At 41.6% G+C, this 25,944-nt stretch carries 31 protein-coding genes and 1 tRNA gene; 19 read left to right on the top strand and 13 right to left on the bottom strand.

Annotated features, from left to right (window positions below; all coding sequences use genetic code 11):
- Positions 1 to 135: 135 nt before the first annotated feature.
- The 7 genes from JK635_RS00020 to JK635_RS00050 all read right to left on the bottom strand — a co-directional run bounded on the left by JK635_RS00020 (position 136) and on the right by JK635_RS00050 (position 4,286).
- Positions 136 to 209 (bottom strand) — tRNA-Pro (locus JK635_RS00020).
- A gap of 219 nt (positions 210 to 428) precedes the next feature.
- Positions 429 to 1,514: a potassium channel family protein gene (locus JK635_RS00025; RefSeq protein WP_202651169.1), complete on the bottom strand. Its 1,086-nt coding sequence runs from the start codon at positions 1,512 to 1,514 to the stop codon at positions 429 to 431.
- 299 nt (positions 1,515 to 1,813) lie between these two features.
- Positions 1,814 to 2,431: an RraA family protein gene (locus tag JK635_RS00030; protein WP_202651171.1), complete on the bottom strand. Its 618-nt coding sequence runs from the start codon at positions 2,429 to 2,431 to the stop codon at positions 1,814 to 1,816.
- 108 nt (positions 2,432 to 2,539) lie between these two features.
- A complete protein-coding gene (locus JK635_RS00035) occupies positions 2,540 to 2,776 on the bottom strand; it encodes a hypothetical protein (RefSeq protein WP_202651173.1) in 237 nt (78 codons plus the stop codon).
- Between the two features lie 21 nt (positions 2,777 to 2,797).
- The gene (locus JK635_RS00040) at positions 2,798 to 3,016 is read right to left on the bottom strand and encodes a hypothetical protein (protein WP_202651676.1); all 219 of its coding nucleotides are present in this window, start codon (positions 3,014 to 3,016) and stop codon (positions 2,798 to 2,800) included.
- An 11-nt stretch (positions 3,017 to 3,027) separates the two neighbouring features.
- Positions 3,028 to 3,288: a hypothetical protein gene (locus JK635_RS00045; protein WP_202651175.1), complete on the bottom strand. Its 261-nt coding sequence runs from the start codon at positions 3,286 to 3,288 to the stop codon at positions 3,028 to 3,030.
- A 308-nt stretch (positions 3,289 to 3,596) separates the two neighbouring features.
- Positions 3,597 to 4,286 (bottom strand): SOS response-associated peptidase, encoded by a 690-nt coding sequence (locus JK635_RS00050; protein ID WP_202651177.1) that lies wholly within the window; start codon positions 4,284 to 4,286, stop codon positions 3,597 to 3,599.
- 274 nt (positions 4,287 to 4,560) lie between these two features.
- Here JK635_RS00050 and JK635_RS00055 point away from each other — a divergent pair, with 274 nt between their 5' ends.
- Positions 4,561 to 5,277: a TerC family protein gene (locus JK635_RS00055; protein ID WP_374049151.1), complete on the top strand. Its 717-nt coding sequence runs from the start codon at positions 4,561 to 4,563 to the stop codon at positions 5,275 to 5,277.
- 124 nt (positions 5,278 to 5,401) lie between these two features.
- On the opposite strand, the gene pdxR is transcribed toward JK635_RS00055, so the two are convergent.
- Positions 5,402 to 6,787 carry a MocR-like pyridoxine biosynthesis transcription factor PdxR gene (gene pdxR / locus JK635_RS00060; protein ID WP_202651180.1) on the bottom strand — a complete coding sequence of 462 codons (1,386 nt, stop codon included), beginning with the start codon at positions 6,785 to 6,787 and terminating at the stop codon, positions 5,402 to 5,404.
- Positions 6,788 to 6,901: 114 nt separating this feature from the next.
- On the opposite strand from pdxR, the gene JK635_RS00065 reads away from it, so the two are divergent.
- The 8 genes from JK635_RS00065 (at position 6,902) to JK635_RS00100 (ending at position 13,284) form a co-directional block, all read left to right on the top strand.
- Positions 6,902 to 7,531 carry an FMN-binding negative transcriptional regulator gene (locus JK635_RS00065; RefSeq protein WP_202651182.1) on the top strand — a complete coding sequence of 210 codons (630 nt, stop codon included), beginning with the start codon at positions 6,902 to 6,904 and terminating at the stop codon, positions 7,529 to 7,531.
- A 116-nt stretch (positions 7,532 to 7,647) separates the two neighbouring features.
- Positions 7,648 to 8,352 (top strand): B3/B4 domain-containing protein, encoded by a 705-nt coding sequence (locus JK635_RS00070; protein ID WP_202651184.1) that lies wholly within the window; start codon positions 7,648 to 7,650, stop codon positions 8,350 to 8,352.
- 248 nt (positions 8,353 to 8,600) lie between these two features.
- On the top strand, positions 8,601 to 9,011 hold the full coding sequence (locus JK635_RS00075; RefSeq protein WP_202651186.1) for a VOC family protein: 411 nt from the start codon (positions 8,601 to 8,603) through the stop codon (positions 9,009 to 9,011).
- 163 nt (positions 9,012 to 9,174) lie between these two features.
- Positions 9,175 to 9,543 carry a DUF2500 domain-containing protein gene (locus JK635_RS00080; protein ID WP_202651187.1) on the top strand — a complete coding sequence of 123 codons (369 nt, stop codon included), beginning with the start codon at positions 9,175 to 9,177 and terminating at the stop codon, positions 9,541 to 9,543.
- Between the two features lie 261 nt (positions 9,544 to 9,804).
- Positions 9,805 to 10,881 (top strand): NAD(P)H-dependent flavin oxidoreductase, encoded by a 1,077-nt coding sequence (locus tag JK635_RS00085; protein WP_202651195.1) that lies wholly within the window; start codon positions 9,805 to 9,807, stop codon positions 10,879 to 10,881.
- A gap of 105 nt (positions 10,882 to 10,986) precedes the next feature.
- Positions 10,987 to 11,595, top strand: coding sequence for a phosphatase PAP2 family protein (locus tag JK635_RS00090; RefSeq protein ID WP_438803815.1), 609 nt, complete (start codon positions 10,987 to 10,989; stop codon positions 11,593 to 11,595).
- 219 nt (positions 11,596 to 11,814) lie between these two features.
- Positions 11,815 to 12,567, top strand: coding sequence for an ABC transporter substrate-binding protein (locus JK635_RS00095; protein ID WP_202651678.1), 753 nt, complete (start codon positions 11,815 to 11,817; stop codon positions 12,565 to 12,567).
- 57 nt (positions 12,568 to 12,624) lie between these two features.
- Complete coding sequence (locus JK635_RS00100) at positions 12,625 to 13,284, top strand: amino acid ABC transporter permease (RefSeq protein ID WP_202651199.1); 660 nt, start codon at positions 12,625 to 12,627, stop codon at positions 13,282 to 13,284.
- 16 nt (positions 13,285 to 13,300) lie between these two features.
- On the opposite strand, the gene dsdA is transcribed toward JK635_RS00100, so the two are convergent.
- From dsdA to JK635_RS00115, 3 genes are all read right to left on the bottom strand, one after another.
- Entirely contained in the window at positions 13,301 to 14,656 is a 1,356-nt protein-coding gene (gene dsdA / locus JK635_RS00105; protein WP_202651201.1) for a D-serine ammonia-lyase, read from the bottom strand.
- Between the two features lie 118 nt (positions 14,657 to 14,774).
- On the bottom strand, positions 14,775 to 14,888 hold the full coding sequence (locus JK635_RS00110; protein ID WP_202651209.1) for a YjcZ family sporulation protein: 114 nt from the start codon (positions 14,886 to 14,888) through the stop codon (positions 14,775 to 14,777).
- A gap of 93 nt (positions 14,889 to 14,981) precedes the next feature.
- Positions 14,982 to 15,278, bottom strand: a complete 297-nt coding sequence (locus JK635_RS00115; protein WP_202651211.1) for a DUF2642 domain-containing protein — start codon at positions 15,276 to 15,278, stop codon at positions 14,982 to 14,984.
- Positions 15,279 to 15,592: 314 nt separating this feature from the next.
- On the opposite strand from JK635_RS00115, the gene JK635_RS00120 reads away from it, so the two are divergent.
- From JK635_RS00120 to JK635_RS00165, 10 genes are all read left to right on the top strand, one after another.
- Positions 15,593 to 15,760 carry a hypothetical protein gene (locus JK635_RS00120; protein ID WP_202651212.1) on the top strand — a complete coding sequence of 56 codons (168 nt, stop codon included), beginning with the start codon at positions 15,593 to 15,595 and terminating at the stop codon, positions 15,758 to 15,760.
- Between the two features lie 86 nt (positions 15,761 to 15,846).
- Positions 15,847 to 16,080 (top strand): transcriptional regulator SplA domain-containing protein, encoded by a 234-nt coding sequence (locus JK635_RS00125; protein ID WP_235887807.1) that lies wholly within the window; start codon positions 15,847 to 15,849, stop codon positions 16,078 to 16,080.
- 15 nt (positions 16,081 to 16,095) lie between these two features.
- Positions 16,096 to 17,124, top strand: a complete 1,029-nt coding sequence (gene splB, locus JK635_RS00130) for a spore photoproduct lyase (protein ID WP_202651216.1) — start codon at positions 16,096 to 16,098, stop codon at positions 17,122 to 17,124.
- A 180-nt stretch (positions 17,125 to 17,304) separates the two neighbouring features.
- Positions 17,305 to 18,963 (top strand): CoA-disulfide reductase, encoded by a 1,659-nt coding sequence (locus JK635_RS00135; RefSeq protein ID WP_202651218.1) that lies wholly within the window; start codon positions 17,305 to 17,307, stop codon positions 18,961 to 18,963.
- A gap of 89 nt (positions 18,964 to 19,052) precedes the next feature.
- Complete coding sequence (locus JK635_RS00140) at positions 19,053 to 19,316, top strand: metal-sensitive transcriptional regulator (RefSeq protein ID WP_202651220.1); 264 nt, start codon at positions 19,053 to 19,055, stop codon at positions 19,314 to 19,316.
- 93 nt (positions 19,317 to 19,409) lie between these two features.
- On the top strand, positions 19,410 to 19,706 hold the full coding sequence (locus JK635_RS00145) for a rhodanese-like domain-containing protein (RefSeq protein ID WP_202651221.1): 297 nt from the start codon (positions 19,410 to 19,412) through the stop codon (positions 19,704 to 19,706).
- Positions 19,707 to 20,197: 491 nt separating this feature from the next.
- Positions 20,198 to 20,560 (top strand): rhodanese-like domain-containing protein, encoded by a 363-nt coding sequence (locus JK635_RS00150; protein WP_202651223.1) that lies wholly within the window; start codon positions 20,198 to 20,200, stop codon positions 20,558 to 20,560.
- A 134-nt stretch (positions 20,561 to 20,694) separates the two neighbouring features.
- Positions 20,695 to 21,363: a hypothetical protein gene (locus tag JK635_RS00155; RefSeq protein WP_202651225.1), complete on the top strand. Its 669-nt coding sequence runs from the start codon at positions 20,695 to 20,697 to the stop codon at positions 21,361 to 21,363.
- A 35-nt stretch (positions 21,364 to 21,398) separates the two neighbouring features.
- Positions 21,399 to 21,965, top strand: a complete 567-nt coding sequence (locus JK635_RS00160; RefSeq protein WP_202651227.1) for a peroxiredoxin family protein — start codon at positions 21,399 to 21,401, stop codon at positions 21,963 to 21,965.
- 102 nt (positions 21,966 to 22,067) lie between these two features.
- Positions 22,068 to 24,134 (top strand): thioredoxin domain-containing protein, encoded by a 2,067-nt coding sequence (locus tag JK635_RS00165; RefSeq protein ID WP_202651229.1) that lies wholly within the window; start codon positions 22,068 to 22,070, stop codon positions 24,132 to 24,134.
- A gap of 24 nt (positions 24,135 to 24,158) precedes the next feature.
- On the opposite strand, the gene JK635_RS00170 is transcribed toward JK635_RS00165, so the two are convergent.
- A complete protein-coding gene (locus JK635_RS00170) occupies positions 24,159 to 24,503 on the bottom strand; it encodes a hypothetical protein (RefSeq protein WP_202651231.1) in 345 nt (114 codons plus the stop codon).
- Between the two features lie 61 nt (positions 24,504 to 24,564).
- Positions 24,565 to 25,722, bottom strand: a complete 1,158-nt coding sequence (locus JK635_RS00175; protein ID WP_202651233.1) for an MFS transporter — start codon at positions 25,720 to 25,722, stop codon at positions 24,565 to 24,567.
- Between the last annotated feature and the right edge of the window lie 222 nt (positions 25,723 to 25,944).

A 25,944-nucleotide genomic window follows, 5' to 3' on the forward strand; every position in this document is an offset into this window, starting at 1 on the left:
TAAATTGTTGGTTTGGTTACTTACAATTTTACAAGAAATGACGATTTTTTTGTGCAATTTTTTAGAAAAAAAATAATGAGGACTGTCCTCAAAAGTCATTTTTCAATGACTTTTTGGACAGCCCCTTTTGAGTAATCGGAAAGACAGGACTTGAACCTGCGACCCCCAGTACCCCATACTGGTGCTCTACCAAGCTGAGCTACTTCCCGAATGAAGCTTTATTACTCTTTATTATAGAAAAATTATCTGTCAGTTTCAAGATATTTTACAGCAAAAAAAAGGATGAGCCGGTTACTGCCCGAAATGGGTGGCAGCAAGGCATTCGGTCAACTATCCGGGTTCTAGCTGCCCCAAATGGGTGGGCAGCAAAGATTCGGTCAGGCAGGATGGCTGTAACCGTCCGAAGTCCAAAAAACTTCCATAATTAATTATGACTGTTTTGCCTTAGGGTTAAGTTGTTCAAAGGTTTGTTTATCACAAATGACAAATAATTGGGCATCTTCCGGTATGAGATAATCCAATTTTTGATTGATGTGCATATCGCCACCGTCGGCAACTAAGGTGGCACCTTTGTCAAGCAAATCGATAAAGGCATCGCGGTATGTCCGCCATTCTGCCTGTTTCTCGATCTCATACATCGAATCCCCGTACTGAGTACTCATTAATTCTGTATACATGTGAGTCACACCGTGGGAAAATAACGAGCGCACGGCCGCATGAGAGATCATTTCCTGTGTTGGAATGAACTCGTCGACCTTCACTTGTTCGAATAGGGGGATATGCTGCTGATTGATAACCTCCGCGGTAATATGGATATCTTTATTAAATTTTTTTTCAATTAAAGTAATCGCCGTGGCTATCAATAGTGTTTTTCCGTCTACAAGCAGCGGGTCTTTTCCGGCAAACTGATCCTGAGTAGCTTGGTCGGCAAAAATGATCACCCCTTTTGCTTTTGGTAAATTGGCATCCAGCAGTGTTTTTTCATCCGTCGCATTGCCGCGAATATAGAACAACCGCTCCTCCAGCATGGGTGCTTTTTCCAAATCGTCGATTATCACGATATCGGTTTTTATATCTGATTTAAATATTTCCTGAATCGCTAACTGCGATTTCGTGCTCCAGCCGATTAGGATAATATGATCTTTCCCGGTATATTTCATCTTTCCTCCAACCTTTAATTTATCAATCAGATAAACATATTTGAAAACTCTCCCTAAAAATACACTAAGCAGGCCGATCCCGGTGATGTACAGGACAATCGTGTAGGCTTTCCCCGCTTCCGTGACAGGAGCGTAATCGCCAAAGCCTACGGTTGCCAGCGTTGTGAATACCCAGTAAATCGCGGTCAGAAAGGAAGGAAATGTTTGCGGCTCGATAAGATAGATGCCCAAACCAGCTAGCAATATGTAGATGATGACAAACGGGAAAAAGATAATATTCCGAAGTTTGATTAAATAATAGAGCCATTTTTTAAAAAACATCCCCACAACCGTCATCCTACCCTTATGATTCATTGTTAAGCCTTATCTTTCCAAATTCCTCCTGAAAGTATGTTTGCGAATTAGAAAAGCGCAAGCGCCTTGGCCAGCGGCGTATGGCCTCCTTGAAAAAGCTATCGCTTTTCCTTCGTGCGATGCAAATGCTGTCGAAGCCTTCCTTGTGGAGCTAGACAATTCTCAAAGTCGAAAATTTATGCTTTCTTATCCTATAAATGAAAACTCGCCGACTGGTGCATCCTTATGGACGATTCATGAGGCGCAGTTGGAATTTATGCGACAAAAAAAATCCCCCTGAGCAGAAGGGGGATTGGGCATTATTTGGAGAGAAGCTTGTCCAAATGTGTAATGATCGCTTCACGATTTCCGGAAATTTGTTCTTCACGGATTTGATCTTTTTTTAGTTTGGCTAAGGCTTTTTCTAAGACGGCCTGTTCGATTTCCTGTGGAACAACAACGACACCATCGGCATCACCAATGATGATGTCACCCGGCTTCACAGCCATACCGCCGCAGGATATTGGCACGTTCACCTCGCCCACACCAGCCTTTCCGCTGGCAGCGACTGTTGTTCCCTTGCTGAAAACAGGGAAGTTCAGTGCCTTTATTCCGGCAATATCGCGAATCACTCCATCCACGACAAGACCAGCAATTCCCATTGTCTGCATCATCCCGACAACGAAATCGCCAGCAATCGCGCGGTATTCGTCGCCCTTGGCATCGACAACTAAAACATCTCCTGGTTTTGCCTCACGGATCGCTTTTAAAACAGCAAGATTATCACCGACAGGAATTTTAACCGTGAAGGCCCTGCCCACAACCTTATATTCCTCCTTTAACGGTTTGATCGAAGGGTGGAGGTTATTTAATCCATCCGTCGCATCCGAAACGCATGTGGTCGGAATGTTCACAAAGTCTAGTACAAGCTGATCCATTAAAAAATCTCCTCTCTATATGAAAACTACTTTTTTATTATAACGAATTTTTATAAAATTAGGAGATTTCAGAGACGAAAAATAGCTGGAGGAATTTTTCCAGCTATTTTAGAAGATAGAATTATTTTTTCCTGTCCAGCTGTCACTAACATCTGAATCAAAAATATAGCCGATCGGAATCAAGTAGGGAACGAAGTCGCCATTTTGTTCGCCATAGGCCTGATTTCGTTTATAAGAAACATACTGGTCCATTAACTGATTTGGTCCCATAACTAATAGAGAGGCATGATCAAAAACATTGACTTTGAGGTTACCAAAGTTTACCACCATTGGTGCGAAGATCAACCTATACACTCCTTTATCACGTTATACTATGCTATTTTTCGCCGTGTTGCTATCAGTTACATCAGTGTCACCGATCCATGAAATGGGAATGTTCACTGGAGAGATGTCACCGTTCTGTTCGCCAACGCCTTGATTACGCTTATAGGAAACAAATTGATCGATAAATTGATTGGGCCCCAAATTCAGGAACGCGCCATTATCCAAGGAATTTACCTTAAAACCTAAAAAATTAAAGGCCATTGGTGCGATATTCAATATTCACCACTCCTATGCGTTGTTGACACCCTTTTACTGTTAAACGAGGGCAAATCAATGATGTCATCATCCAATACTATGCCAAGCGGGATAAGAGTAGAAGAAATATCAGCAAATTGTTGGCCATAGGCCTGATTTTTCTTGCCCGCTACATGGATGTTTACTTGCATTGTTGAACCAAAATTAATCGTGCTGCGATTGTCGGGAGTATTCACTTTAACATCGCCAATGTTCAGTTTAGTTGGAATAAAAAACATCTAGAAGGCTCCTTTCTTTTAAAAAAGACCTCGAAACTCGATGTTTTATTATGTATATTCGGAGCAGTCTTCCAACAGACCAGGGAAACGAGGAAACTCTTCGCCTGAAACAGGTCGTATATTTATAGATTGACGAGCCTTTAAAGTGAAGACAGAGGCGTAGTTACACTTATGCCTGATGGGAAAGTTTTTCCTATCGACCAAAAAAAAAGTGGCCAAAAAGCCACTTTAAAAGAAGGAAAAATTAAATGGGTTACTTTAATCTATGTGAGAGCTTGTACGTGAATGTAGTGCTCTTGTCCAATTTTTTAAAATGTGCTCCAACCTATTTTTTGAATCAGCTCGATCGAATTGTTTTTCGGTGAATTGACTAATGGAGATACCTCATAAGCTTCCATCAGTTCGTCGTCATATGGCACCAGGAATTGCTGCAAAAAATTGATATCGGAAATGTCAGGGGACAACCATGTTTTTTCATCCTCTTGTTTTAAAATAACAGGCATCCGGTCATGTATTTCCTTCATCAGCGGATTAGCTGCAGTCGTTATGACGGAGCAGCTGAAGACAGATTTTCCCTCCGGTGATTTCCATTGTTCCCAAATACCGGCCATTGCAAATAGCTCATTTGACTTTAGCTTTATCCTCATTGGTGTTTTTGTTTGACCTCCATGTCGCTTCCATTCGTAAAAACTATCAGCGATGATTAAACATCGCTTCTTTTGGAAAGCCTTGCGAAAACTTGGTTTTTCAGCAAGCGTTTCCGCCCGGGCGTTAATCAACTTGTTGCCGATGGAAGGATCCTTTGCCCATGGGGGAATGAGTCCCCATTTTAGAAATCCCATACGGTTTGACTTTCCGTCATTGATGACAGCTAAAACCATCTGAGAAGGTGCAATGTTATAACTGGGAGAAAAATTTTTAGCATCCAGGAACGCTTGGATTTCGAAGCGATCTATTATTTGCTCAATGGAAGCAGTTAATGTAAACCGGCCACACATACATATTCACCTCCATCCTATTGTAACAGACCTGTTGAAAAAACTCATCGAATTACCTGAAAGTGGATATGTCGAAAATTATATCATTTTCCTACTGGATATAATTTTACCTTTTATATAAACATTTGGTAAAATGAGAATGGTTCTCTATAATTGAATTTTAAAAATATTACATTAGCTTATTTTCATCTGCCGGTTTGGTAAAGAAAGGAGTATTTGATTGGAAATTATAAATGAAATCTTAGCAACCTACGCCTCTTTTTTTGAATGGGATATGTGGGTTGAAGTTCTGACCGATCCTGTTTCCTGGGGTTACATAGGCACACTGGTGATTCTTGAGGGGCTGCTTTCGGCAGATAACGCTTTAGTGCTGGCCGTAATGGTGAAGCATTTACCGCCGAAACAGCGAAAAAAAGCGTTGACATATGGGTTATTTGGGGCCTATTTTTTCCGATTTGTGTTTATTGGGCTGGGAATGCTGTTGATCAAGTTCTGGTGGGTGAAGGTTCTCGGCGCTGCTTACCTGGCCTGGCTTGTGATCAAGCATTTCTGGTTGGGCGAACAAGAAGAAGAAGTGGAGGGAATGAAAAAGGAAGGCTGGCTTGTCCGTACTTTTGGCGTCTTCTGGGGAACGGTTATTTCTGTTGAACTGATGGACATTGCTTTCTCAGCGGACAGTATTTTAGCTGCCTTCGCCGTTTCCGAAAAAGTTTGGGTGCTTTTGATTGGCGGAATGCTGGGAATCTTGATGATGCGGACGGTGGCCAAGTTTTTCTTGGTGTTAATTGATCGAATTCCGGAACTGGAAAATACGGCATTCATTTTAATCGCTATTATTGCAGCAAAGATGTTTGCCAGTGTTCTCGGATTTGAATTGCACCACTTCGTCTTTTTTGGTATTCTGGTTCTTGCTTTTGTGGCAACCTTTATTGTTCATAATATAAATAAGAAAAAGTCAGCTGCTGAAATAGCTGCAACCAAGGAAAAATAACAATTGAAAATAGCTCAATCCGCTAATTCTTTCTAATTGGCGGATTTTTTTTGGAGAGTTACAACCATGAAAAAACCGGTTCCACCACGAAAAGATGGAACCGGAGCTGTTTCTGATCCCTGTTTCACTGCTCAATCCAAGCCCTTTTTAAGAGCTCGACCCCACGTCCAATCTCATCACAAGAAAGATGACTAAATCCAAGTTTAATGATTGGGTCATCGGCTTTATTGTTAACAAAATACAGCGAGGTGGGACACACTTTTACACCAAATGAAGCAGCGCGTTCGATGAACCATTCTTCGGAATGGTTCAGCTGTAATTTGATTAATAAGTATAAACCTGACTGCTCGCCAATAATAGAAATATTATCGCCGAATTGTTTTCTTAGTTCAGATACCAGGTGTTGCATTTTTCGTTTATAAACAAGCCGCATTCGTTTCACATGGCGGTTCCATTCTCCCAATTCCATAAATTTTGCCATTGTGAGTTGGCTGAAAAGCGATGCGGGACTCTCAAACTGAGAAAAATAGTTTTTATATTGATTCAAAACTGGCTCTGGCAGGACCATATAAGCTAAACGGATTCCTGGAAGGAATGATTTTGAAAAATTCCCTAAATAAATGACTCTCGCTGAATCAATCGAGGCCAGGGCAGGGAATGGTTTTTGAGTATAGCGGAATTCACTATCATAATCGTCTTCGATAATATATCCCTGTACCTTGTTTACCCAATGAATCAGCATTTGCCGCTGTTGTATCGACATGCTTACGCCAAGTGGACTTTGGTGGGAAGGGGTAACATAGATCAACCGAGATTTCATTACGTCTAAATGTGAAAGATCAGCACCTGTTTCATAAACCGGCAACGCTTCTAACCTAAATTGGTGGAACAGAAAAGCTTCCCTGGCACCGTCGTAACCAGGGTCTTCCACGATAATGCTCTGGAATTCCTCCTTAAGTATATGCCCTAGGTATACAAGCATTTGCTGGGTGCTACTCCCGATTATGATGGCATCAGGATTTGTTTTCACGCCGCGTGATTGAAGTAAGTATGTGGAAATTTGCTCGCGCAAGGCTTCCTCCCCAAATGGTTCTCCGTACCGAAAGCTATCCTGTAAGGTTAGTACTTGATTGGCCACTCTCCGCCAAATTTTCAGCGGGAAATGCGTTTGATCAACGGCATCAGCCCTGAAAGTAACGACCGGAGATTTCTTGGACCCTGTTTGTTTTTTGTTTTCGGAGATGCTGTCCTTCTGAACTATTAGCGGTTCCAACTCATTTGCAAAGTAGCCTTTTCGGCCCTCACCACGAATATACCCTTCAGCAACCAGTTGTTCATAGGCCAATAACGTTGTATTGCGGCTTACATGTAAGGAATCGGCAAGCTGCCGAATGGAGGGTAATTGTTCATTCGCTAAAATAGTTCCCTGTTCAATATATGTTTTAAATTTCTCGTAGATTTGTTTGTATTTTGGAGAGTCATCTGTAAAAGTAAAAATGGTATTATTCATCTGCATTCCTTCTGACATGTATATTTGTTTATTATTGTACCTTTTTTTATGTCAGTTTGTATAATATTATTTTTTTATTAGAATATTCAATAACTGGTCGAAAGGAGGATTTTTGTGTACATTCCTAAGCAATATCGAATGGATCATGATGAGGCCGTTCAATTTATGAAGTCTAACCCGTTTGCCTTATTAGTGACGGTCGACGAACAACAACGTCCCCTGGCAACGCATATTCCTGTGGAAATTCGCGAAGCAGAAGGGAAAATCTATGGGACTGGGCACATTGCCTATGGTAACAAGCAGAAAAGAACTTTAGACAATCATAGCGATGTGTTACTAATTTTTCAAGGGCCGCACGCTTATATTTCATCAAGTTGGTATCAGGTCGAAGAGGTTCCTACTTGGGACTATCTAGCTGTACATGCCTATGGAACAGCACGTATCATTACGGAAGATGAACTGAAATCGGCTTTGGCTACAATGCTTGCACATTATGAGTCCGACCGCGAAAATGGCCGGCTCTGGGATACATTTGATCCTGAGCTGCTTAAGCGTGAACTGAAAGGAATAGTTGGCTTTGAAATTGAAATGACATCTATTCAAGCAGCAGCTAAAATGAGCCAAAATCGTCATGATATTGATTACAAATCGATTGTGACAGAGCTTGAAAAATCAAAGGATCAAGATGAAATTCAGGTTGCCAAGTGGATGCGCGAGAAACGGAAAGAGTTGTTTGAAAAATAGGAAAAACTGCAGATATAATTGAAAAATTGCAGATATATCAGGAAAACTGCAGATAAATTAAAAAACTGCGGATATATTTAAAAAATGCTACCAAGATAGAAATGGAGAGATATTTTATGCCTAAATTTATTATTGAAGAAGATTTTTGGACGTTGTTCCCTCAAGCAAAAATAGGGATCGTTGTTTGCCAAGGGATTGATAATTCCATTAGGGACGTTGAAACCTACGAGAAGCTGCTACAGGAAGCAGAAAAGGAATCGCATAAGTTTCTCGGTCTTGAGGAATTCAGTAGTAATCCGGTCATTTCCGTCTGGCGGGAGGCTTTTAAGAAATTCAAGACAAAGAAAGGGGCAAGGTGCTCGATTGAAGCCTTATTAAAAAGAGTAAAAAATGGCAATCATATCGGAACAATCAACCCGCTTGTTGATATCTATAATTCCATTTCCTTACGCTACGGGCTTCCCTGTGGTGGAGAGGATATCGACACCTTTGTTGGCGATATTCGGCTAACACAGGCAAATGGCAACGAACCATTTCTCCCATTGGGAAGTGATGAAAATGCTTCACCATATGAGGGTGAAATTGTTTATAAAGATGATGCCGGTGCGATTTGCAGATGCTGGAATTGGCGGGAAGCTCAGAGGACGATGCTGACAGAAAATACGAAAAATGCCTTCCTCTGTATCGAATTAGTAGATGAAACCAGAAGTGATGAATTTCATATGGCGCTTAAAACATTGACGGATTTAGTGTCAGAGTATCTTGGTGGTACCGTTAAAATAGAAGTGTTAGATCTTCATAATAAGGAAATGACAATCTAAGAAGAGGATGGTTTGAAGGAACCTTTTTCTTTACTGCTTTAATCTATTGAAATATTTTTCTAAAACTGATAAAATAAGGACTGTTTAAATTCTTCTGAATTTAGACCTCCTAAAGTGGGATTTTGGCGTATATGCAGGATCCCAATTAACCTTTGAACTTGTTCAAAGGTTCTTTTTTGCTAAATGATTGGTTTTATTAAGGATAGATTGGTAAATAATATATTTTGAAAATGAAAGGAGCTTTTTATATGAAAGGACAAGCAACACCCTATTTGATGTTTGACGGAAATGCCAAAGAAGCGCTGGATTTTTATCAACAAGTATTTGGCGGGGAACAATCGGATTTAAGGACGTTTGCGGAAGCGGGCTATCAAACACCGCCGGAAGCCAAAGACCGATTGATTCATGGCCGGTTTAAAAAGGATGATTTATTTTTCATGGTTTCGGATTGCTTCCCCGGCTCATCCGTGGTGATCGGCAGTAATATTTCATTAGTGCTGGATTTTGAAAGCGAGGAGGAAATTCAAGCTATTTACAACGCATTATCTGAAAAAGGTACTGTTCATATGGAATTACAGGATACCTTTTGGGGAGCCAAATATGCCAAAGTGAAGGATCCGTTTGGCGTGATTTGGGATTTGAATTACCAAAAGGCCTAATAAAAAGCGGCAGCCTATTGTGAATGGCTGCTGTTTTTTAGGCTTTAAATCGCTTTTTATCTCGTCTTTTTCATTTTCAAAGGAAATAGATTGAAACAAAATGTAAAAAATATCGTATGATTATTTGAAAGAGTTTAATAGATTAAGATTAGGGGGGCAGTTAATGGATTTTGATCAAGGATTTGACATGTTTTCCATGATGGGAACGATTTTTCCGATATTTTTTATTCTTGTAGCGGGAATTATACTTTTTGTTATTTTTCGCGGGATAAAAGAATGGAGTTATAATAATCAACAGCCAAGATTGAATGTGGCGGCGGTGGTTGTTTCGAAACGGACAAACGTTAGCGGCGGCCCCGACCACCATTCCAGCACCTGGTATTATGTCACCTTTCAGGTCGAAAGCGGTGACCGAATGGAGTTCACCGTCAATGGCCGTGAATATGGGCAGCTGGCAGAAGGGGATGCGGGTGAACTTCAATTTCAAGGCACAAGGTATCTTGGATTTGTCCGCCAACAAGCACAAATCTAACAGCCATCTGCTTGATCACCCTCTGATGTCATTTTTTCCAGTCAGAGGGCTAATCGGCCAAAGCTATCTGACTTCTACATCATATTTTCGTTTTCAGAGGGCTAGTAGATCTATTCTACCCTCTGATGTTATTTTTCCCAATCATGTGGCTGTTAGAGCTTGTCTATCTACCCCCTGTATCATATTTATGGAAAATTGTTGTCAAAATAAAGGGGAATTCAATCAAACATAGAATTTAATACAGGTAGGGAGGTTGAAAATATGTTAAGCAACGAATTAACGAAGCTATTGAAAATAGATTATCCGATTATTCAGGCGCCAATGGCAGGGGGTGTAACCTCTGCTGAATTAGTGGCGGCAGTTTCCAATGCCGGCGGGCTTGGAATGATTGGGGCGGGTTATTTAAGTCCGGAACAATTAAGGGCAGAAATTCATCATGTGAGAGGGTTAACGAAGCGAAAATTTGGCGTGAATCTATTTGTCCCGAGTGAGTATTCGGTCGACGAACAAAAGATCAATCAGTCAAAAGCCTATCTTCGGCCGATGGAACAGGAATTAGGAATTGAGGATCATGCCCCGGATCTTTCAAATTACTTACAGGATGTCGAAACATTTCAAGAAATGGTTGAGATCATGCTCGAGGAACATATTCCGGTTTGTTCCTTTACTTTTGGAATTCCTTCGAAAAAAATTAGAACCAAATTAAAGGAAAATGCGTCTATTATAATGGGAACGGCGACCACTGTTCAGGAAGCCATTTTAAATCAAGAAGCCGGCATGGATGCTGTGGTTGTTCAAGGTTCGGAAGCTGGCGGGCATCGGGGAACTTTTGCCGGGGACGCGCGTCATAGTTTGATAGGACTGATGTCTTTGATACCGCAGACGGCCGACCAAATTTCGATTCCGATTATTGCCGCAGGTGGAATCATGGATGCCAGAGGTTTGCTGGCGGCGCAATGCTTAGGGGCCCAAGGCGTCCAAATGGGAACAGCATTTCTAGTTTGTAAAGAAAGCGGGGCCAATCCGCTCCATAAGAATGCGATCCTTGAAGCGGCAGAGGACCAAGTGGTTCTCACTAAGGCATTCTCTGGAAAAATGGCGCAGGGGATAAATAATCGTTTTATTGAAAAACTTCAGCATGTCGAAGCGGAGCTGCCCGATTATCCGCTGCAAAATGACTTAACAAAAGCGATTAGAAAAGCCGCGGCAGCTAGCGAAAATCGCGAATATATCTCGCTTTGGTCGGGGCAGAGTCCAAGATTAGCAAAGGGACAAACCGTTAACGAGCTTATCAGAAACATTATAAGCGAGATAGAGAAAGCGAAAATTGGAATATAATAATGTTCGACAAAATTCGGGTAAGCTAGTAATATTATATTGATTTTATATTGGGGAGGGGAGAGTTTGAAGTTTTTTTTAAAAAAGGCCCCCTATTTGTTGTTGATGTCAGTCATACCATTACTTGGATTAGTATATCGATTATTAAATGCCAATGCGCAAAATGCAACGGATTTAATCACACCAATTGATAAAATGATCCCGTATATGCCAATTTTTATCATTCCATATATCCTTTGGTATGCCTATCTTGCTGGTTTTTTAGTCTATTTTTGCTTTAAGGATACCAAGGTCTATTTGAAAACATTATTATTGCTGAGTCTTGGGGAACTGGCTTGCTTCGTCATTTATTTCTTCTTTCAGACGACGGTGCCAAGACCTTCTGTTGAAGGAAATGATTTTCTGACAATTCTGGTGAAATGGATTTACACCATTGACCAGCCGTACAATTGCTTCCCGAGCATTCATGTTCAAACGACTTTTTCAATCATGCTGGCCTCGCTGCATATTAAAAATAAGCATGTGATCAACCATATTCTGCTTCATATCGGCGGCGGTCTGATTATTGTTTCGACGCTATTTGTCAAGCAGCATGTGATTTTTGACATGGTTGGCTCGATGTTTCTGGTAGCCTTTATCTATGGATTTACGTTTGAATTATTCTCACTTCGTGTTCCAAGTAAATCGAAAGCCGTATATGTGAAAAACAAATAAAATGGGCAAACAATTTTTGTCCGGGCATTAAGGCACAAGCTCTACAGCATGTGCCTTTTTGCTGTCCAGGAAACGGTAAAATACCGGGCTTTAATCGGGAACCTAATCAAAGATGCGAATAAAACAGAATTTTGTTTAATACGATTTAGTAGGTGGAGATGACAAGGGAGTGGTAGTTTGAAAAAATTATGGAAGTCAGGATTATTCCTAATCGTGCTGATGGTGATCCTGGTGGTTAGTGCCTGTGGACAGGATAAGGCGAAGGAAAAGGATTCAGGAAAAGGGAGGGAGCAAAAGGAATTTTATTACGCGATGAGCGGCTTATACAAACCGTTTAATTTCAAAGAGGATGGAAAATTACTGGGATTCGATGTCGAAATTGGCGAAGCGCTGGCGAAAAAAATGGGAATGAAGCCGGTTGCCGTTACCAATCCTTGGGAAACTTTAATCCAGGGCTTACAGGCGAAAAAATATGATGCGATTATAGGCAGTATGACGATTACCGAGGAGCGGCTCAAGTCGGTTAATTTCACCGATCCATATTACCGCTCTGGTGCACAGGTATTTGTTGCTGAAAACAACCAAGACATTTCCGGACCAGCAGATTTAAAAGGTAAGAAAATCGGTGTCGTGAAGGCAAGCACATATAAGGAACTGGCCTTAAAATATACCGAAAAAAAGAAGATTGTTGAATATGACAGCGATATTACCGCATTAATGGATTTGCCGACAGGAAGACTCGATGCGGTGATCACCGACCAAATGGTTGGACTGCCGATTATAAAGGAAGGTGCCATCAAGATTAAAGATGTCGGTGAAACCATGACCCAGGATGACCAAGGGATTGCCGTCCGTAAAGAAGATCAAGAGTTGTTGGATAAGTTGAATAAAGCACTTGCGGAAATTATAAAAGACGGAACCTATGAAGACATCAGTAAAAAGTGGTTCGGCCGTAATATTTTAGGAGAGTAAGAGTTTCAAAGGGTGTTGCTTCCAGCGGACAGGCACCCTTTGATTCAAAAGAAGGTGATGATAATCTTTGATATTTTTCTTAACACGTTAGATGTGTTCCCCCGCGCTGCTTTGTTGACCTTGCAATTAACGGTCACATCGTTAATCCTAGGCTGCATAATTGGACTTATTTTCGCGTTTTTTAGAATTTCCAGCAGTAAGCTGTTAAACTATCTTGCAACAATCTACATTGGTCTGATCCGCGGTACCCCGTTAATCGTGCAAATTGCCATCCTATATTTCGGAATGGCCTCGATTGTGACATTTTCACAGTTTTGGGCTGGAGCTTTGGCACTGGCTGTGCATAATGGTGCCTATATTGCTGAAATCTTCCGTGGAGCGATTCAATCGATTGACAAAGGACAAATGGAAGCAGCTCGTTCGCTGGGGATGAGTTATTCGCTGGCCATGCACAAGATCATTTTGCCACAGGCTTTTAAATTCTCGATCCCACCTCTTGGCAATCAATTTATCATCGGACTTAAGGATTCATCTTTAGTAGCTTATGTCGGGATGGCGGAGCTTTGGGGATCAGGTTTAAGCGAAGCCGCCTCTAATTTCCGCCAGCTGGAATCCTATATCGTTGTCGGTATTTATTACTTAGCACTTGTGATGCTGTTTTCCTTCCTGTTAAAGCAGTTGGAGAAAAGGATGAGCTTAGATTCCAAAACAGTCTAAAAAGGACGGAGCCGTTTCAATCGCTCTGTCCTTTTTCATTTGATCCTTTGCGGTAATATTGTTCCATCTCTTGTTTCGGGACCATGCTGCCGCCGGTGCCCCAGACAATATGGGCGGCCTGATTGATTTTAGTCGATAAATCGTGGTTTTCAAGATAATGCTGCCCTTCTGCCGCTAGTTTTACCGGTCCAATCATTCCGGCAAGGGCGGACGGTTCCAAATAAATCCCCTCAGTATCGGCGAGATCTTTTAGCAGCTTGAGCATCTGTTGGTCACTGATCGTATAGCTGCCGCTTAAGAAGGGTTCAATTACCCTGCCGACAAATCCTGAAGGTCTTCCAACCGCAAGGCCATCTGCGGCTGTTTGGTTATCAATCCCGATATCCTGAACGGCAATTTTGTCATGAAGTCCACTGATAAGTCCAAGTAGCATGCAAGGGGAGTGGGTGGGTTCGGCAAAGAAACAGTGAACATGGTCCTGAAATATAAGCTTTAGCCCAAAGGCGACGCCGCCGGGACCGCCGCCCACTCCGCATGGTAAATAGACAAATAAAGGATGATTCTCATCAACAGTGATTCCCGCAAGCTCCAGTTGTTTTTGTAAGCGGAGGGCGGCTACCGCATAGCCTAAAAATAAGTCACGGGAATTTTCATCATCAATAAAATGGCATGTTGGATCAGCTTCGGCCAACCGCCTTCCTTCCTCGACAGCTTTACTATAATCTGCGGCATATTCGATCACCTTAACGTTTTTACTACGTAAAAGGTCTTTCTTCCATTGCTTGGCATCTGCCGACATATGGACAGTGACGGAAAAACCTAATTTGGCACTCATGATGCCAATGCTTAGGCCTAAATTACCGGTGGAACCGACGGCGATGGAATATTTCGAGAAGAAGGAGCGGAACTTGTCGCTAGCCAAGATGGAGTAATCATCCTCTATGGATAACATCCCCTTACTTATGGCCAAATCCTCGGCAATCTTAAGCACTTCATAAATCCCGCCTCTAGCTTTAATCGATCCTGAGATAGGCAAGTGACTATCACATTTCAAATATAAATCCCCAAAAATCTGCTGCCCGTAATCATCTTCCAGTTTTGCCTGCATCTGCGGTATTTTTACCAGAGGAGATTCGATGATCCCATTTGTCGTCTGTGTTTCCGGAAACACCTTTGCGAGATAAGGGGCAAAGCGGCTTAATCTTTTCTCGGCTTCCAGCACATCGCTGAAGGAAAGCGGACATTTTTCGATACCAGCTTGGAACGCTTCAAGCTTGGGATTAAACCAAATGACTTCTTCTAAGGAAATGAGTTTCTGAATGAATGGATTTGTGTGGTTTTGCAGCCATGCTCGGCTATTGATTCGTTTCATTTTAGACCTCCTTGCATCAAATGATAAAACAAGTGTACCACATCAAAAAAGGAGGAAAAGAGAAAACAGTCATGTTTTTATCCATGACTGTTTTCAATAAACACCTTATGGTTATTTCTTAATAATAGAAACCATAGCCGCCCATGAAGCTTGCGCCCACGATGATCAGCAGAATAAAGAGTACAACAATAAGAGCAAATCCTGCTCCGCCTGAATATCCGCCGCCACTCATATCCTTCACCTCCAACACGTTTACTACAGCGTATGTTGGATTTGAAAGGGCGTATAGACAAACATGCAGTTTTTTCTGCTATTTTTTTCGGCTCTAATTACTTTCGTGTATTTCGTGTTTTTCGCTGGATTCCCCAAACTCCTCACCCATCGGCATAAACCCGAATGGACCCATTGGAGGTCTGCGTTCTGCCCGATAAATTGCCACTACTTCTTCAATCCGAATGAATAGTTTGACAGGGCGTCCTCCCATTTGGCGTGATTCCAGGACGATTACATCGTTCCCAACACTAAGAAGCTTTCCTTCAAAATTACCTTGTCTGGTAATGACAATGACTTCATGATGTAGAAGCTCACCGGCAACTTGATGGAATGTTTTCTCGCTCATCATTTAACCAACTCCTCCTCTCAGAAATAGTAAATGCAAAACCAATAAAAATGGGATTGTCTTAATCGGATTTTTATGAAAAATTTCCTAATAAAAAAGCAAGAGCGTTTTTTCTTCTGTTCTTGTTAACAGGGTTCAACGATTTCATTATGAAATGACAAATAATTGAAGATAATACCTATATTGGACAAAATTCATTTTTTGAAATGGTGCTAGAACTCAGAAAAAATAGCCAAGACTGGAATAACTTCATGCTTGAACAGCTGAATAACTGCATACCGATTACAAACTCTAATGGTAACAGGGGGTGATGTTTCATGAAGCAAAATAATCACAGCAACCATAAGGGAATGACAGCTACTCAACAAAATTCAGGCTCGCAATACCACGAAGAGCATGCCGGCCATGTAACTGGCTATGGGGAAATGGACCCAGTTGCTGAGGGGGGAAGCAATATGTCGAACCAGCCTAATTCAACGTCATAAATGAACGCCTCACCGCGGCGTTTTTTCTTTGCAGCATTTGATTTTTCTAAATATCCGCTAGGAAGGTGAACAATGTGGAAGTAACTATGGATAATCAAGCCTATAATCCAGGAGATCTCGTCTATGTATTTTATCGAAATCCTCATACACAGGATGTCGCCAACGTCCAAGCAGCGGCAGTTGTAAATCATCCCGACAATCCCGACCAATTGGCATTATTTCTTTATGAAACCTATTATCCGTTAACGAATGAAATAGCGGTTTATCGAAGTGAAGCGGAAGCGATTCAAGCCTATAAGCAGTATTTCGGAGATTTTTAAACTGGAGGTCCTAGCATGATCAAACCATTTACGCCTCATCTCGTCTACTTTGAACCGAAAGCATTGGAATACCCGCTTGGGGCACAGCTAAAAGAAAAATTTGAAAAGATGAATATCGAGATCCGCTATACAACCTCCCATAACCAAGTCAGAAACCTTCCGGGTGACAACGATTTTCAAAGGTACCGAATCGCAAAATCAACGCTTGTTGTGGGGATTCGCAAGACTCTTAAGTTTGATACATCAAAGCCCTCAGCAGAATACGCGATTCCGTTTGCCACCGGCTGTATGGGGCATTGTCATTACTGTTATTTACAAACGACAATGGGAACGAAGCCGTACATCCGCACTTATGTGAATGTTGATGAGATTTTAGATGCGGCTGATCAGTACATGGAGGAACGGGCTCCCGAAATTACCAGATTTGAAGCTTCCTGTACATCGGATATTGTTGGAATCGATCATTTAACTCATACATTAAAACGGGCGATTGAACATTTTGGTCAACGAGATCTGGGCAAACTGCGGTTTGTGACGAAATTTCATCATGTCGATCATTTGCTTGATGCAAAACATAATGGAAAAACACGGTTCCGCTTTAGTGTGAATGCCGATTATGTGATTAAAAATTTCGAGCCGGGGACCTCACCATTGGCCAAACGAATTGAAGCAGCCGGAAAAGTTGCGAGAGCCGGTTATCCGCTTGGATTTATCATCGCACCGATTTACCTGCATGAAGGCTGGGAGGAAGGCTACCATCATTTGTTCGAGCGGCTCGATGCCGAGCTGCCAATGGATGCAAGGGATGATATCACCTTTGAATTTATTCAACACCGATTTACCAAACCGGCCAAGCGGATTATTGAAAAGAACTACCCAATGACTAAATTAGAATTGGATGAAGCGGCACGAAGATATAAATGGGGCAAATACGGGATTGGCAAGTATGTCTATCAAAAGGAACAAGAAGAAGATATTAAAAGTCATCTTTATTCCTACATGGAGAAATTTTTCCCCAAGGCGAAATTGGAATACTTTACTTAAAATGATTTGCATGAAGCACACGATTTTTCAATTCGAAACATTGTGTGTTTTTTATAATTGCAGATTTTGAAGAAATATTGAATAGTGAGTAAAAACTCTTTACAAAATTTTTTTGTGAGTTATAATACCCATATAGGTATAAACCCCATGGGGTATTTTTAATAAACGGAGGGTTTTGAAATGACCAAAAAAATTATTATTATTGGCGGGGTGGCCGGCGGTGCAACCGCTGCTGCTCGGTTAAGAAGATTAAGTGAAGATACTGAAATTATTCTAATTGAACGCGGGGAGCATATTTCCTTCGCAAATTGCGGGCTGCCTTATTACATTGGTGAAACCATTAAAGAACGCAATAAATTGCTGGTACAAACGGTCAAAGGAATGTCAGACCGCTTCAACTTGGACATTCGTACATTAAGTGAAGCGGTAAGCATCCATCCGGAAAATAAAACGGTCTCAATTAAGAATTTACAAACAGGTGAAATATACGAAGAAACATACGACAAATTACTATTATCTCCCGGAGCCAGACCGATTGTTCCGCCTATTCCTGGGTTACAAGAGAATCAATCTTTATTCACCTTGAGAAATATTCCAGACACTGATAACATTAAACATTATGTCGATACTGCCCAGCCGAAACAGGCGGTTATTATCGGCGGGGGATTCATTGGCATCGAAATGGCTGAAAACCTTGCCGCTAGAGGAATTGAGGTAACCATAATCGAACGTGGCAATCAGATTATGGCTCCACTTGATTTAGAAATGGCCAGTATTTTGCACACTCATTTAACAGAAAAAGGGGTCAAGTTAATTCTTGAAAACGGCGTTGAAGCCTTTTCCGATGCTGGAAAGAAAGTGATTTTGACAGATGGCACAGAAATTGAAACAGAGTTAACGATTCTTGCGATCGGCGTCAGACCGGAAAATGAATTAGCGAAAAATGCCGGTCTTGAATTAGGAGAGCGGGGAGGAATTGTTGTTAACGAATACCTGCAAACCTCAAACGCTGACATTTATGCTGTAGGCGATGCCATCGAGGTCGTCGATTATATAAACGAAACAAAGGTGATGATTCCGCTTGCCGGACCGGCAAACCGTCAAGGTCGGATTGCCGCCAATAATATCATGGGTAAAGCCGAGAAGTATCAAGGCACGATGGGTACTTCGATTGCGAAAGTGTTTGATCTGGCCGTTGCGACTACGGGGAATAACGAAAAAACATTAAAACGTTTAGGTGTTTCTTATGAAGTGGTCCATATTCACCCAAGCTCCCATGCCGGTTATTATCCTGGAGCGGCGCCAATTGCCTTAAAGCTGATTTTTGATAAGGAAACGGGCAAAATCTATGGTGCCCAAGCAGTTGGAGCGGATGGGGTCGATAAACGGATGGACGTCATTGCCACGGCGATTAAAGGCGGGTTGACAGTGGAGGATTTAACCAACCTGGAATTATCGTACGCACCTCCATTTTCTTCTGCAAAGGATCCGGTAAATATGGCCGGCTATGTGGCAACAAATATCATGGATGGCGAATTGGAGCATATTCAATGGCATGAAGTCGATCAAATTGTTGCGAATGGCGGACTGTTAATTGACGTGCGCGAACCTAAGGAACGGGAAGCTGGTTATATTAAGGGTTCCATCAATATTTCATTAAATGATTTGCGGAAGCGGTTATCAGAACTGCCAAAAGACGAGACCATTTATGTCAGCTGCCAAGTTGGCCTAAGAGGTTATTTGGCCAGCCGAATTCTAAAAAACAACGGCTTCCGGGTGAAAAATGTTGACGGTGGCTGGAAAACCTATTCAGCAGTTTATAGAAGTAATGCAAATTAATAATATTAACACTTTAGAAATGTTGACAATATACCCTCATACGTATAATATTTTGCTTATTAGTAAGTCCCATCGAAGGGAGGGGCATCATGGAATATAATGATCAAATAAAAAATCGCGTCAAGCGGATTGAAGGACAATTAAGAGGAATCTTAAAAATGATGGAAGAAAATAAAGATTGTAAAGAAGTCATTACACAGCTATCCGCCTCCAGAACGGCGATTGATCGCGCCATTGGGGTGATAGTCAGCTCCAATTTGGTTGATTGTGTAAAAAAAGCCAACGATCAAGGAGAGCAAAATATGGAAGATTTAGTAAAAGAAGCGGTGAATTTATTGGTTAGAAGTCGATAAAAAGGGTGAATACCCTTTTTATTTAGCAATCCAGTATACTCATATGGGTAAAAAATGCTATAGAGGTATCAAAAGGAAAGGGGAAAATGTTAAATGAAACAAATCACGGCAAAAGAAGTTGAGGCCTTACTGAACCAAAATAAACAATTAAATATCATCGATGTTCGTGAAGTAAGTGAAGTAGCGACAGGCAAAATTCCAGGTGCAGTGAACATCCCACTAGGACTGTTAGAATTTCGCATGCAAGAATTGGACAAATCAAAGGAATATATCATTGTTTGCCATTCAGGGGGGAGGAGCTTCCGAGCGGCCCAATTCCTTGAAAGCTATGGATATAATGTCACTAACATGAATGGTGGAATGCTTGCCTGGACTGGCCGAGTAGAATAAACCATAGGTAAAATCTAGATCAAATACGTTTTTCAGAACCGGGAAAACTGATTCTATCTTAAATGAAAATGGAGGAAAAACATCATGCTAAAAGTCACGCCTGCTGCCATCACAGCGATTACCAAAGAGGTTCAAGATGTAATTGATGAAGGGAAAAAGCCGCTAATCCGCTTATCTATGGGAATTGGCTGAGGGGGTCCGCAGCTTCGTCTGACTCTGGAAGAGTCAGCTTTAGATAGTGATGAAATCACGGAACAGGACGGCATTCAATTTTTGGTCAATGAAAGAGACCAAGTATATTTTAATCAAACAAAACTGGATTATGTTAAATCTTTATTTGGAGAAGGAGAATTTAAGCTGCTCCGGGTATAAGGAAAGGCAGCGGTTTAAGCTGCCTTCTTTTCTGAAAATCCTGTAAAGAATGAATTCTAAACTTTGATGAATCTAATTTTATATTTTTCAATACCCATACCGGTATAGGAGGTTGCAAAATGCAATATCTAAATTATATTATTATTGCCTTACTTATTTTTCTGATCGTTAAGCGGTTCTTGCCTGTAAAAGGGATTACCAATATTTCTACTGCTGAATTAAAAACCATTCTAAATGACAAGAACAAACAATTTGTCGATGTCCGTACACCTGGGGAATATAAAGGAAATCACATAAGAGGGTTCAAAAATATCCCGCTCCAGCAGCTTGGACAAAAGGCAGCAAAAGAACTGTCCAAGGAAAAAGAAGTAGTCGTCATTTGTCAAAGCGGAATGAGAAGCAAACAGGCCAGTAAATTGTTAAAAAAACTAGGATACTCAAATGTCATTAATGTAAAAGGCGGCATGAGTGCCTGGTACTAAACAAAATGAGAATCTAATTTTTATCATATCATCTATTATAATGTTAAAATTACGTATTGGATATTCTTTACCTGTTATACTCCCTATAAGGTATAACAGGTAAAGAGCTATGCCATCTTAATTAGGGGGACCAGATGCAGGTTATCCAAATGGGTTCAATCGCTGTTTTGCTTAAATGGCTGCTGCTTGGGGCGGCACTATTTATTGGGCTGGCGATTTTGAAGCTGTGGTTGAGGCGAACACAAGAAAAAATACTACATAAACAAGTTATCGATTTATTTTTTAATAGCTTATTTTTCGGTTTTATTTGCTGGAAAGGGAGTTTATTTATTATTGATCCAGTACTAGTAATTAAAAGCCCCTTGTCATTATTATATTTTACCGGGGGAACGACAGGGCTCGTTCTCGCCGTTGTCGGCTCGATCATTTTCTATTTTTTTAAAGCAAATAAATCCAACATAACAGATAGGCTTATTTTACAATCCGGATTCTTATACAGTTTCGCTGTGATAGGCGTTTATCACCTCTTGGCCACGCTTTTGCTTGAGGAGCAGAAGTTGAATCATATTATTTCAGGTTTATACACATTTGCAATCGTTATTTTCGCATTTTGGAAACATCAGATGGTTACCCAACAGCGAATTTTTTCCAGTCTCATCCTATTTTCGTTTCTTAGCCTTAGCCTATCGTTCATACAGCTGAGCGTTGAACGGAAAATATGGTTATTTTCAGCACAACAGTGGTTTTTCGTTGTCCTCATAATTGTTTCATTAATTTTTTGGGATAAAAAGTCGAAATCTTAATTTATATATATTTTTCCGTCAGAAGGAGTGACATCATGTTAAAAAAAATCATTGCCGTCATTTTTTTGCTTGGACTGGTTGGCTGGGCAATTTATGATCATACCTCAAAACCAACAGAAGCTGAAAAAACGGTGCAGGAAGCTCAGCCATCCGGGCAAAAATCAGCAAAAATTGGCTTTCAAGAAGGAAACAGAGCGCCTAATTTTGAATTGCAGACTCTAGACGGAAAACAAATAAGCCTCTCTGATATGAAAGGGAAGAGGCTGATTCTCAATTTCTGGGCGACCTGGTGCCCGCCATGTAAAGCGGAAATGCCGCATATGCAGAAATTTTATCAGGAACAGAAAGGCAACAATATCGAAATCCTGGCCGTTAATTTAACAACAGGAGAGAAAAATCCAAAAGATGTTGCGAAATTTGTCAAAGATTACGGTTTGACCTTTCCAATCTTACTCGACAGCTCAGGAGAAATAGGTGAGGCTTATCAAGCCTTCACGATTCCGACCAGCTATATTATTGATTCCCATGGAATCATCAAAAAGAAAATAGTCGGGCCAATGGATAAGGAAATGATGACTGAGCTTATCAAGAGCATTGACTAGTTTTTACAACAAGACTTTAGGCTGTTAGTAATTTGGAAGTATTTCTATTTTTAGGGTAAACTTAGGAAAGCGTAGTGATTTTTAAAAAAAGCAGGTGAATTCATGGCAATAAATAAAAAGCCGAATCGCTTAATTACCGAGAAATCTCCCTATTTGCTGCAGCATGCTTATAATCCGGTAGATTGGTTTCCTTGGGGACCTGAAGCTTTTGAAAAAGCAAAGCAGGAGAACAAGCCAGTTTTCGTCAGTATTGGTTATTCGACTTGCCACTGGTGTCATGTGATGGAGCGTGAAAGCTTTGAGGACGAAGAGGTCGCAAGGCTTTTAAATGAACGGTTTGTTTCCATTAAAGTCGACCGCGAGGAACGTCCTGATATCGATTCCATTTATATGAACGTCTGTCAAATGATGACCGGACATGGCGGCTGGCCGATGAGTATATTTATGACGCCGGATAAAGTTCCGTTTTATGCGGGCACTTATTTTCCAAAAGAAGCCCGTTACGGTTATCCCGGGTTTAAAGAGATCATCGCGGGCTTATCCACGAAATACCAAAAAGATCCCGACCATATAAACGAGGTTGCCGGCAGCGTGTTAGAAGCCTTACAGCCCGGTAAAAGCAAAGCCACCGCCCCAATAACGAAACAGCTGATTGAAGCGGGATACAAGCAGTTTGTCAGAACATTTGACGGGAAGTATGGAGGTTTTGGGCAGGCCCCCAAATTCCCGATGCCGCACTCGTTGACATTTCTGCTGCGCTATTATCAATACAGCGGTGAGCGCCATGCCCTGGACATGGTTGTCAAGACTTTGAAGGGCCTGGCCAAGGGCGGTATTTATGATCACATTGGCTACGGTTTTTCCCGCTATTCGGTAGACGATCAATTTTTGGTTCCCCATTTTGAAAAAATGCTCTATGATAATGCCTTGCTTGCCATCGCCTATACTGAAACCTACCAAGTTACGCAGGAGGGGCTTTTTAAAACAATAGCCGAGCAGATTCTCACCTATGTCCTCCGTGACATGCAGCACACACAAGGGGGATTTTATTCTGCTGAGGATGCTGATTCCGAAGGGGAAGAAGGCAAATTTTACGTATGGACTCCTGAAGAAATCATTAAGGTCCTTGGCGAGGAAACGGGAGCATTATTTTGCCATGTTTATGATATTACAACCCAGGGGAATTTCGAGGGGAAAAGCATTCCGAATCTAATTCACCAGGATGTACAGCAATTTGCGTCGCAAAATGGGCTTGAATATGAAAAGCTGCTTGGCCAATTGGAAGCGGCGCGGGAAAAGCTATTTAAAGTTCGTAATCAAAGGGTTCATCCTCACAAAGATGACAAAATACTCACGTCATGGAATGGACTGATGATTGCGGCGCTCGCAAAGGCCGGCCGGGTTTTTAACCAGAAGGAGTTTATTTTGGCCGGGGAAAAAGCAATCCGCTTTATTGAAACAAACCTTGTTTTGAAAAATCGCTTAATGGTCCGTTATCGTGACGGAGAAGTAAAACAGAAGGGCTTTATTGATGATTATGCTTTCATGGTATGGGCCTATATAGAAATGTATGAAAGTACATTAGAACTGCGCTATTTACAAAGGGCAGTTCAAGTAACCGAGCAAATGTTAGAACTGTTTTGGGATGATGAGGCGGGTGGATTTTTCTTTTATGGCAACGATAACGAGGAATTGTTAGTCCGGCAAAAGGAGGCCTATGATGGAGCTATTCCTTCGGGAAATAGTGTCGCGGCGATGCAAATGATCCGTTTGGCGCGTCTTACAGGCAATTTTCAATTAGAGGAAAAAGTGCAGCAGTTGTTTAACACCTTTAGCGTTGAATTAACACAATATCCAGCAGGGCAAACATTCCTGTTGCAAAGCTATTTGTTGACACAGATGGGAATGAAAGAGGTCATTGTACTGGAGCGTGATGAACGATCGTCGACACTAGTCAAAGAACTGCAGCAGGGATTCCATCCTGAAATTACCTATTTGATCAGTTCCGACCGTGGTAAATTAGCAGAAATCGCTCCGTTCACGAAGGAATATCAAACGATCAATGAGCAGACGACCATCTATGTTTGCGAAAATTTCGTTTGCAACAAACCTACAACCGATATCAATGAAGCAATAAAAATGATTGCCACAGCAAAAAATGACGTGTAAAAGATACACGTCATTTTTTCAAGGTTATTGCTCAATTGCATGAGAGGCTTCACTGTAATCCCAGTATTTTAATGTATCTGTTCTGGAGGTAGGAATTTCTTCTTTAATATTGCCCTCTTTATCCTTATAAATTTCATATTCCTGATACGTTTCCACAATATAGCCGCCATCTTTTTCGGATTTTTCCAGTTTTTCTACCAGCTCCGGTTCATCTTTGGAAGGCTGGATGGCTGCCGGTTTAGCGACTACCGGCTGATCGGCTGTATAGGTATAGTTAATATTTAAGAATGAGTACGGTGAATCCAAATAGGCGGCGGCCCCTAACGTCAGTAAAAGGCCTAATGCACTTATGAAAGTGGTTAATTTCATGGTTCCGGCTCCTTTTCCATTGAATCTTCGTACTCATTCTATGCTCGTCCGCGCCCAAAGATTACACGTTTGAGGCACTTACTTTTGGCCGGAAAACGAGAAATAGCCCAAAAGCTAAGATGGTAATGATCACGCCGGAAATATACGGTAGTCCCATTGCAATAGAATACAGCCAGCCGCCAAGAGTCGGTCCAATAATCCGCCCTAATGAATCAAATGAAGACAAAAGCCCTGTCGAACTCCCGTGCCCGGAAGCGGAGGTTTTCGTCAGCAGTGCCGAGACACTGGGGCGGATCACACCGTTTCCGAGCCCGAAGATCGTTAAATAAATGGCCGCAGTGGCAAAATTGTTCACCAGCAAAATCAACCCAAAGCCGATCGCCGAGACAATCATCCCGCCTTGAATGACGACGTTTTCTCCGTATTTTCGCGTCCATCTTCCGACTAATCCACCTTGAACCATGGCACTGCCAAAGCCCATAATCATGAAAATATAGCCCAGTTGCACCGTACCCAACCCTGCTTTTTTTGCTGCAAAGTAAGCAAACGTAGCTTCCAGTCCGGAAAGAGATAAGGAAACAAATAATTGCACAATGAATAAAACCGTTACATGACTATTAAAGGCACTCAAGAATGACGGTTTTTCAGGTTCCGATTCATGGTTCTTCTGTTTTGATTCCTTTAATAGGATGAGAACAAGAAATAAGGTAATCAACGATGAACCACAGGCAATATAAAACGGCATACTTAAGCTGATTTTTGAAAAAATTCCGCCAATCGCCGGCCCGAAAACGAAGCCTAATCCGGTTGCCGCCCCGACAATTCCCATGCCTTTGCCGCGGTTTTCTTCCGTGGTGATGTCAGCAACATAGGCCATCGCTGTTGGCATGTTCGCTGCTGAGAGGATCCCGCCCAAAATTCGGGCCACAAATAGCATCCACAGTGCAGTGGAGATCGCTTGGATAAAGAAAGACAGGGCCAGTCCGGCAATTCCGATCATCATCACCGGTTTGCGGCCAATGCGGTCGGAAACATGTCCCCACAACGGGGCGAATATAAACTGCATCAGCGAATAGACGGACATCAGCAGTCCCAGTTCCGTAGGGTTTGCGCCAATTTCTTGAGCATAAAACGGCAGGACTGGGATAATGATGCCAAATCCCACCATGACCAAAAACATCACGATAAACAGAATCGGTAAAGCAGACTTTGTTTGCAAAGGATACTCACTCCTTTAAAACTCCAAATTAATGTTGATATTATATAAGAACACTTACAATTATCACTCAGCAAGGGATGACAATGCAACCTGATATGAAAATTTTAAACGATGCGGGTAGTTTACGGATAGATTTTTGCCTGAGGGTAAACTAAACCGCTTCAATAATAATCTTACATTCGGCGTATTTATCGAAAATGAGAAAAGACTCCCGGTGGGGGG

Source organism: Neobacillus paridis (assembly GCF_016765675.1).
GTDB classification, from domain to species: domain Bacteria; phylum Bacillota; class Bacilli; order Bacillales; family Cytobacillaceae; genus Neobacillus; species Neobacillus paridis.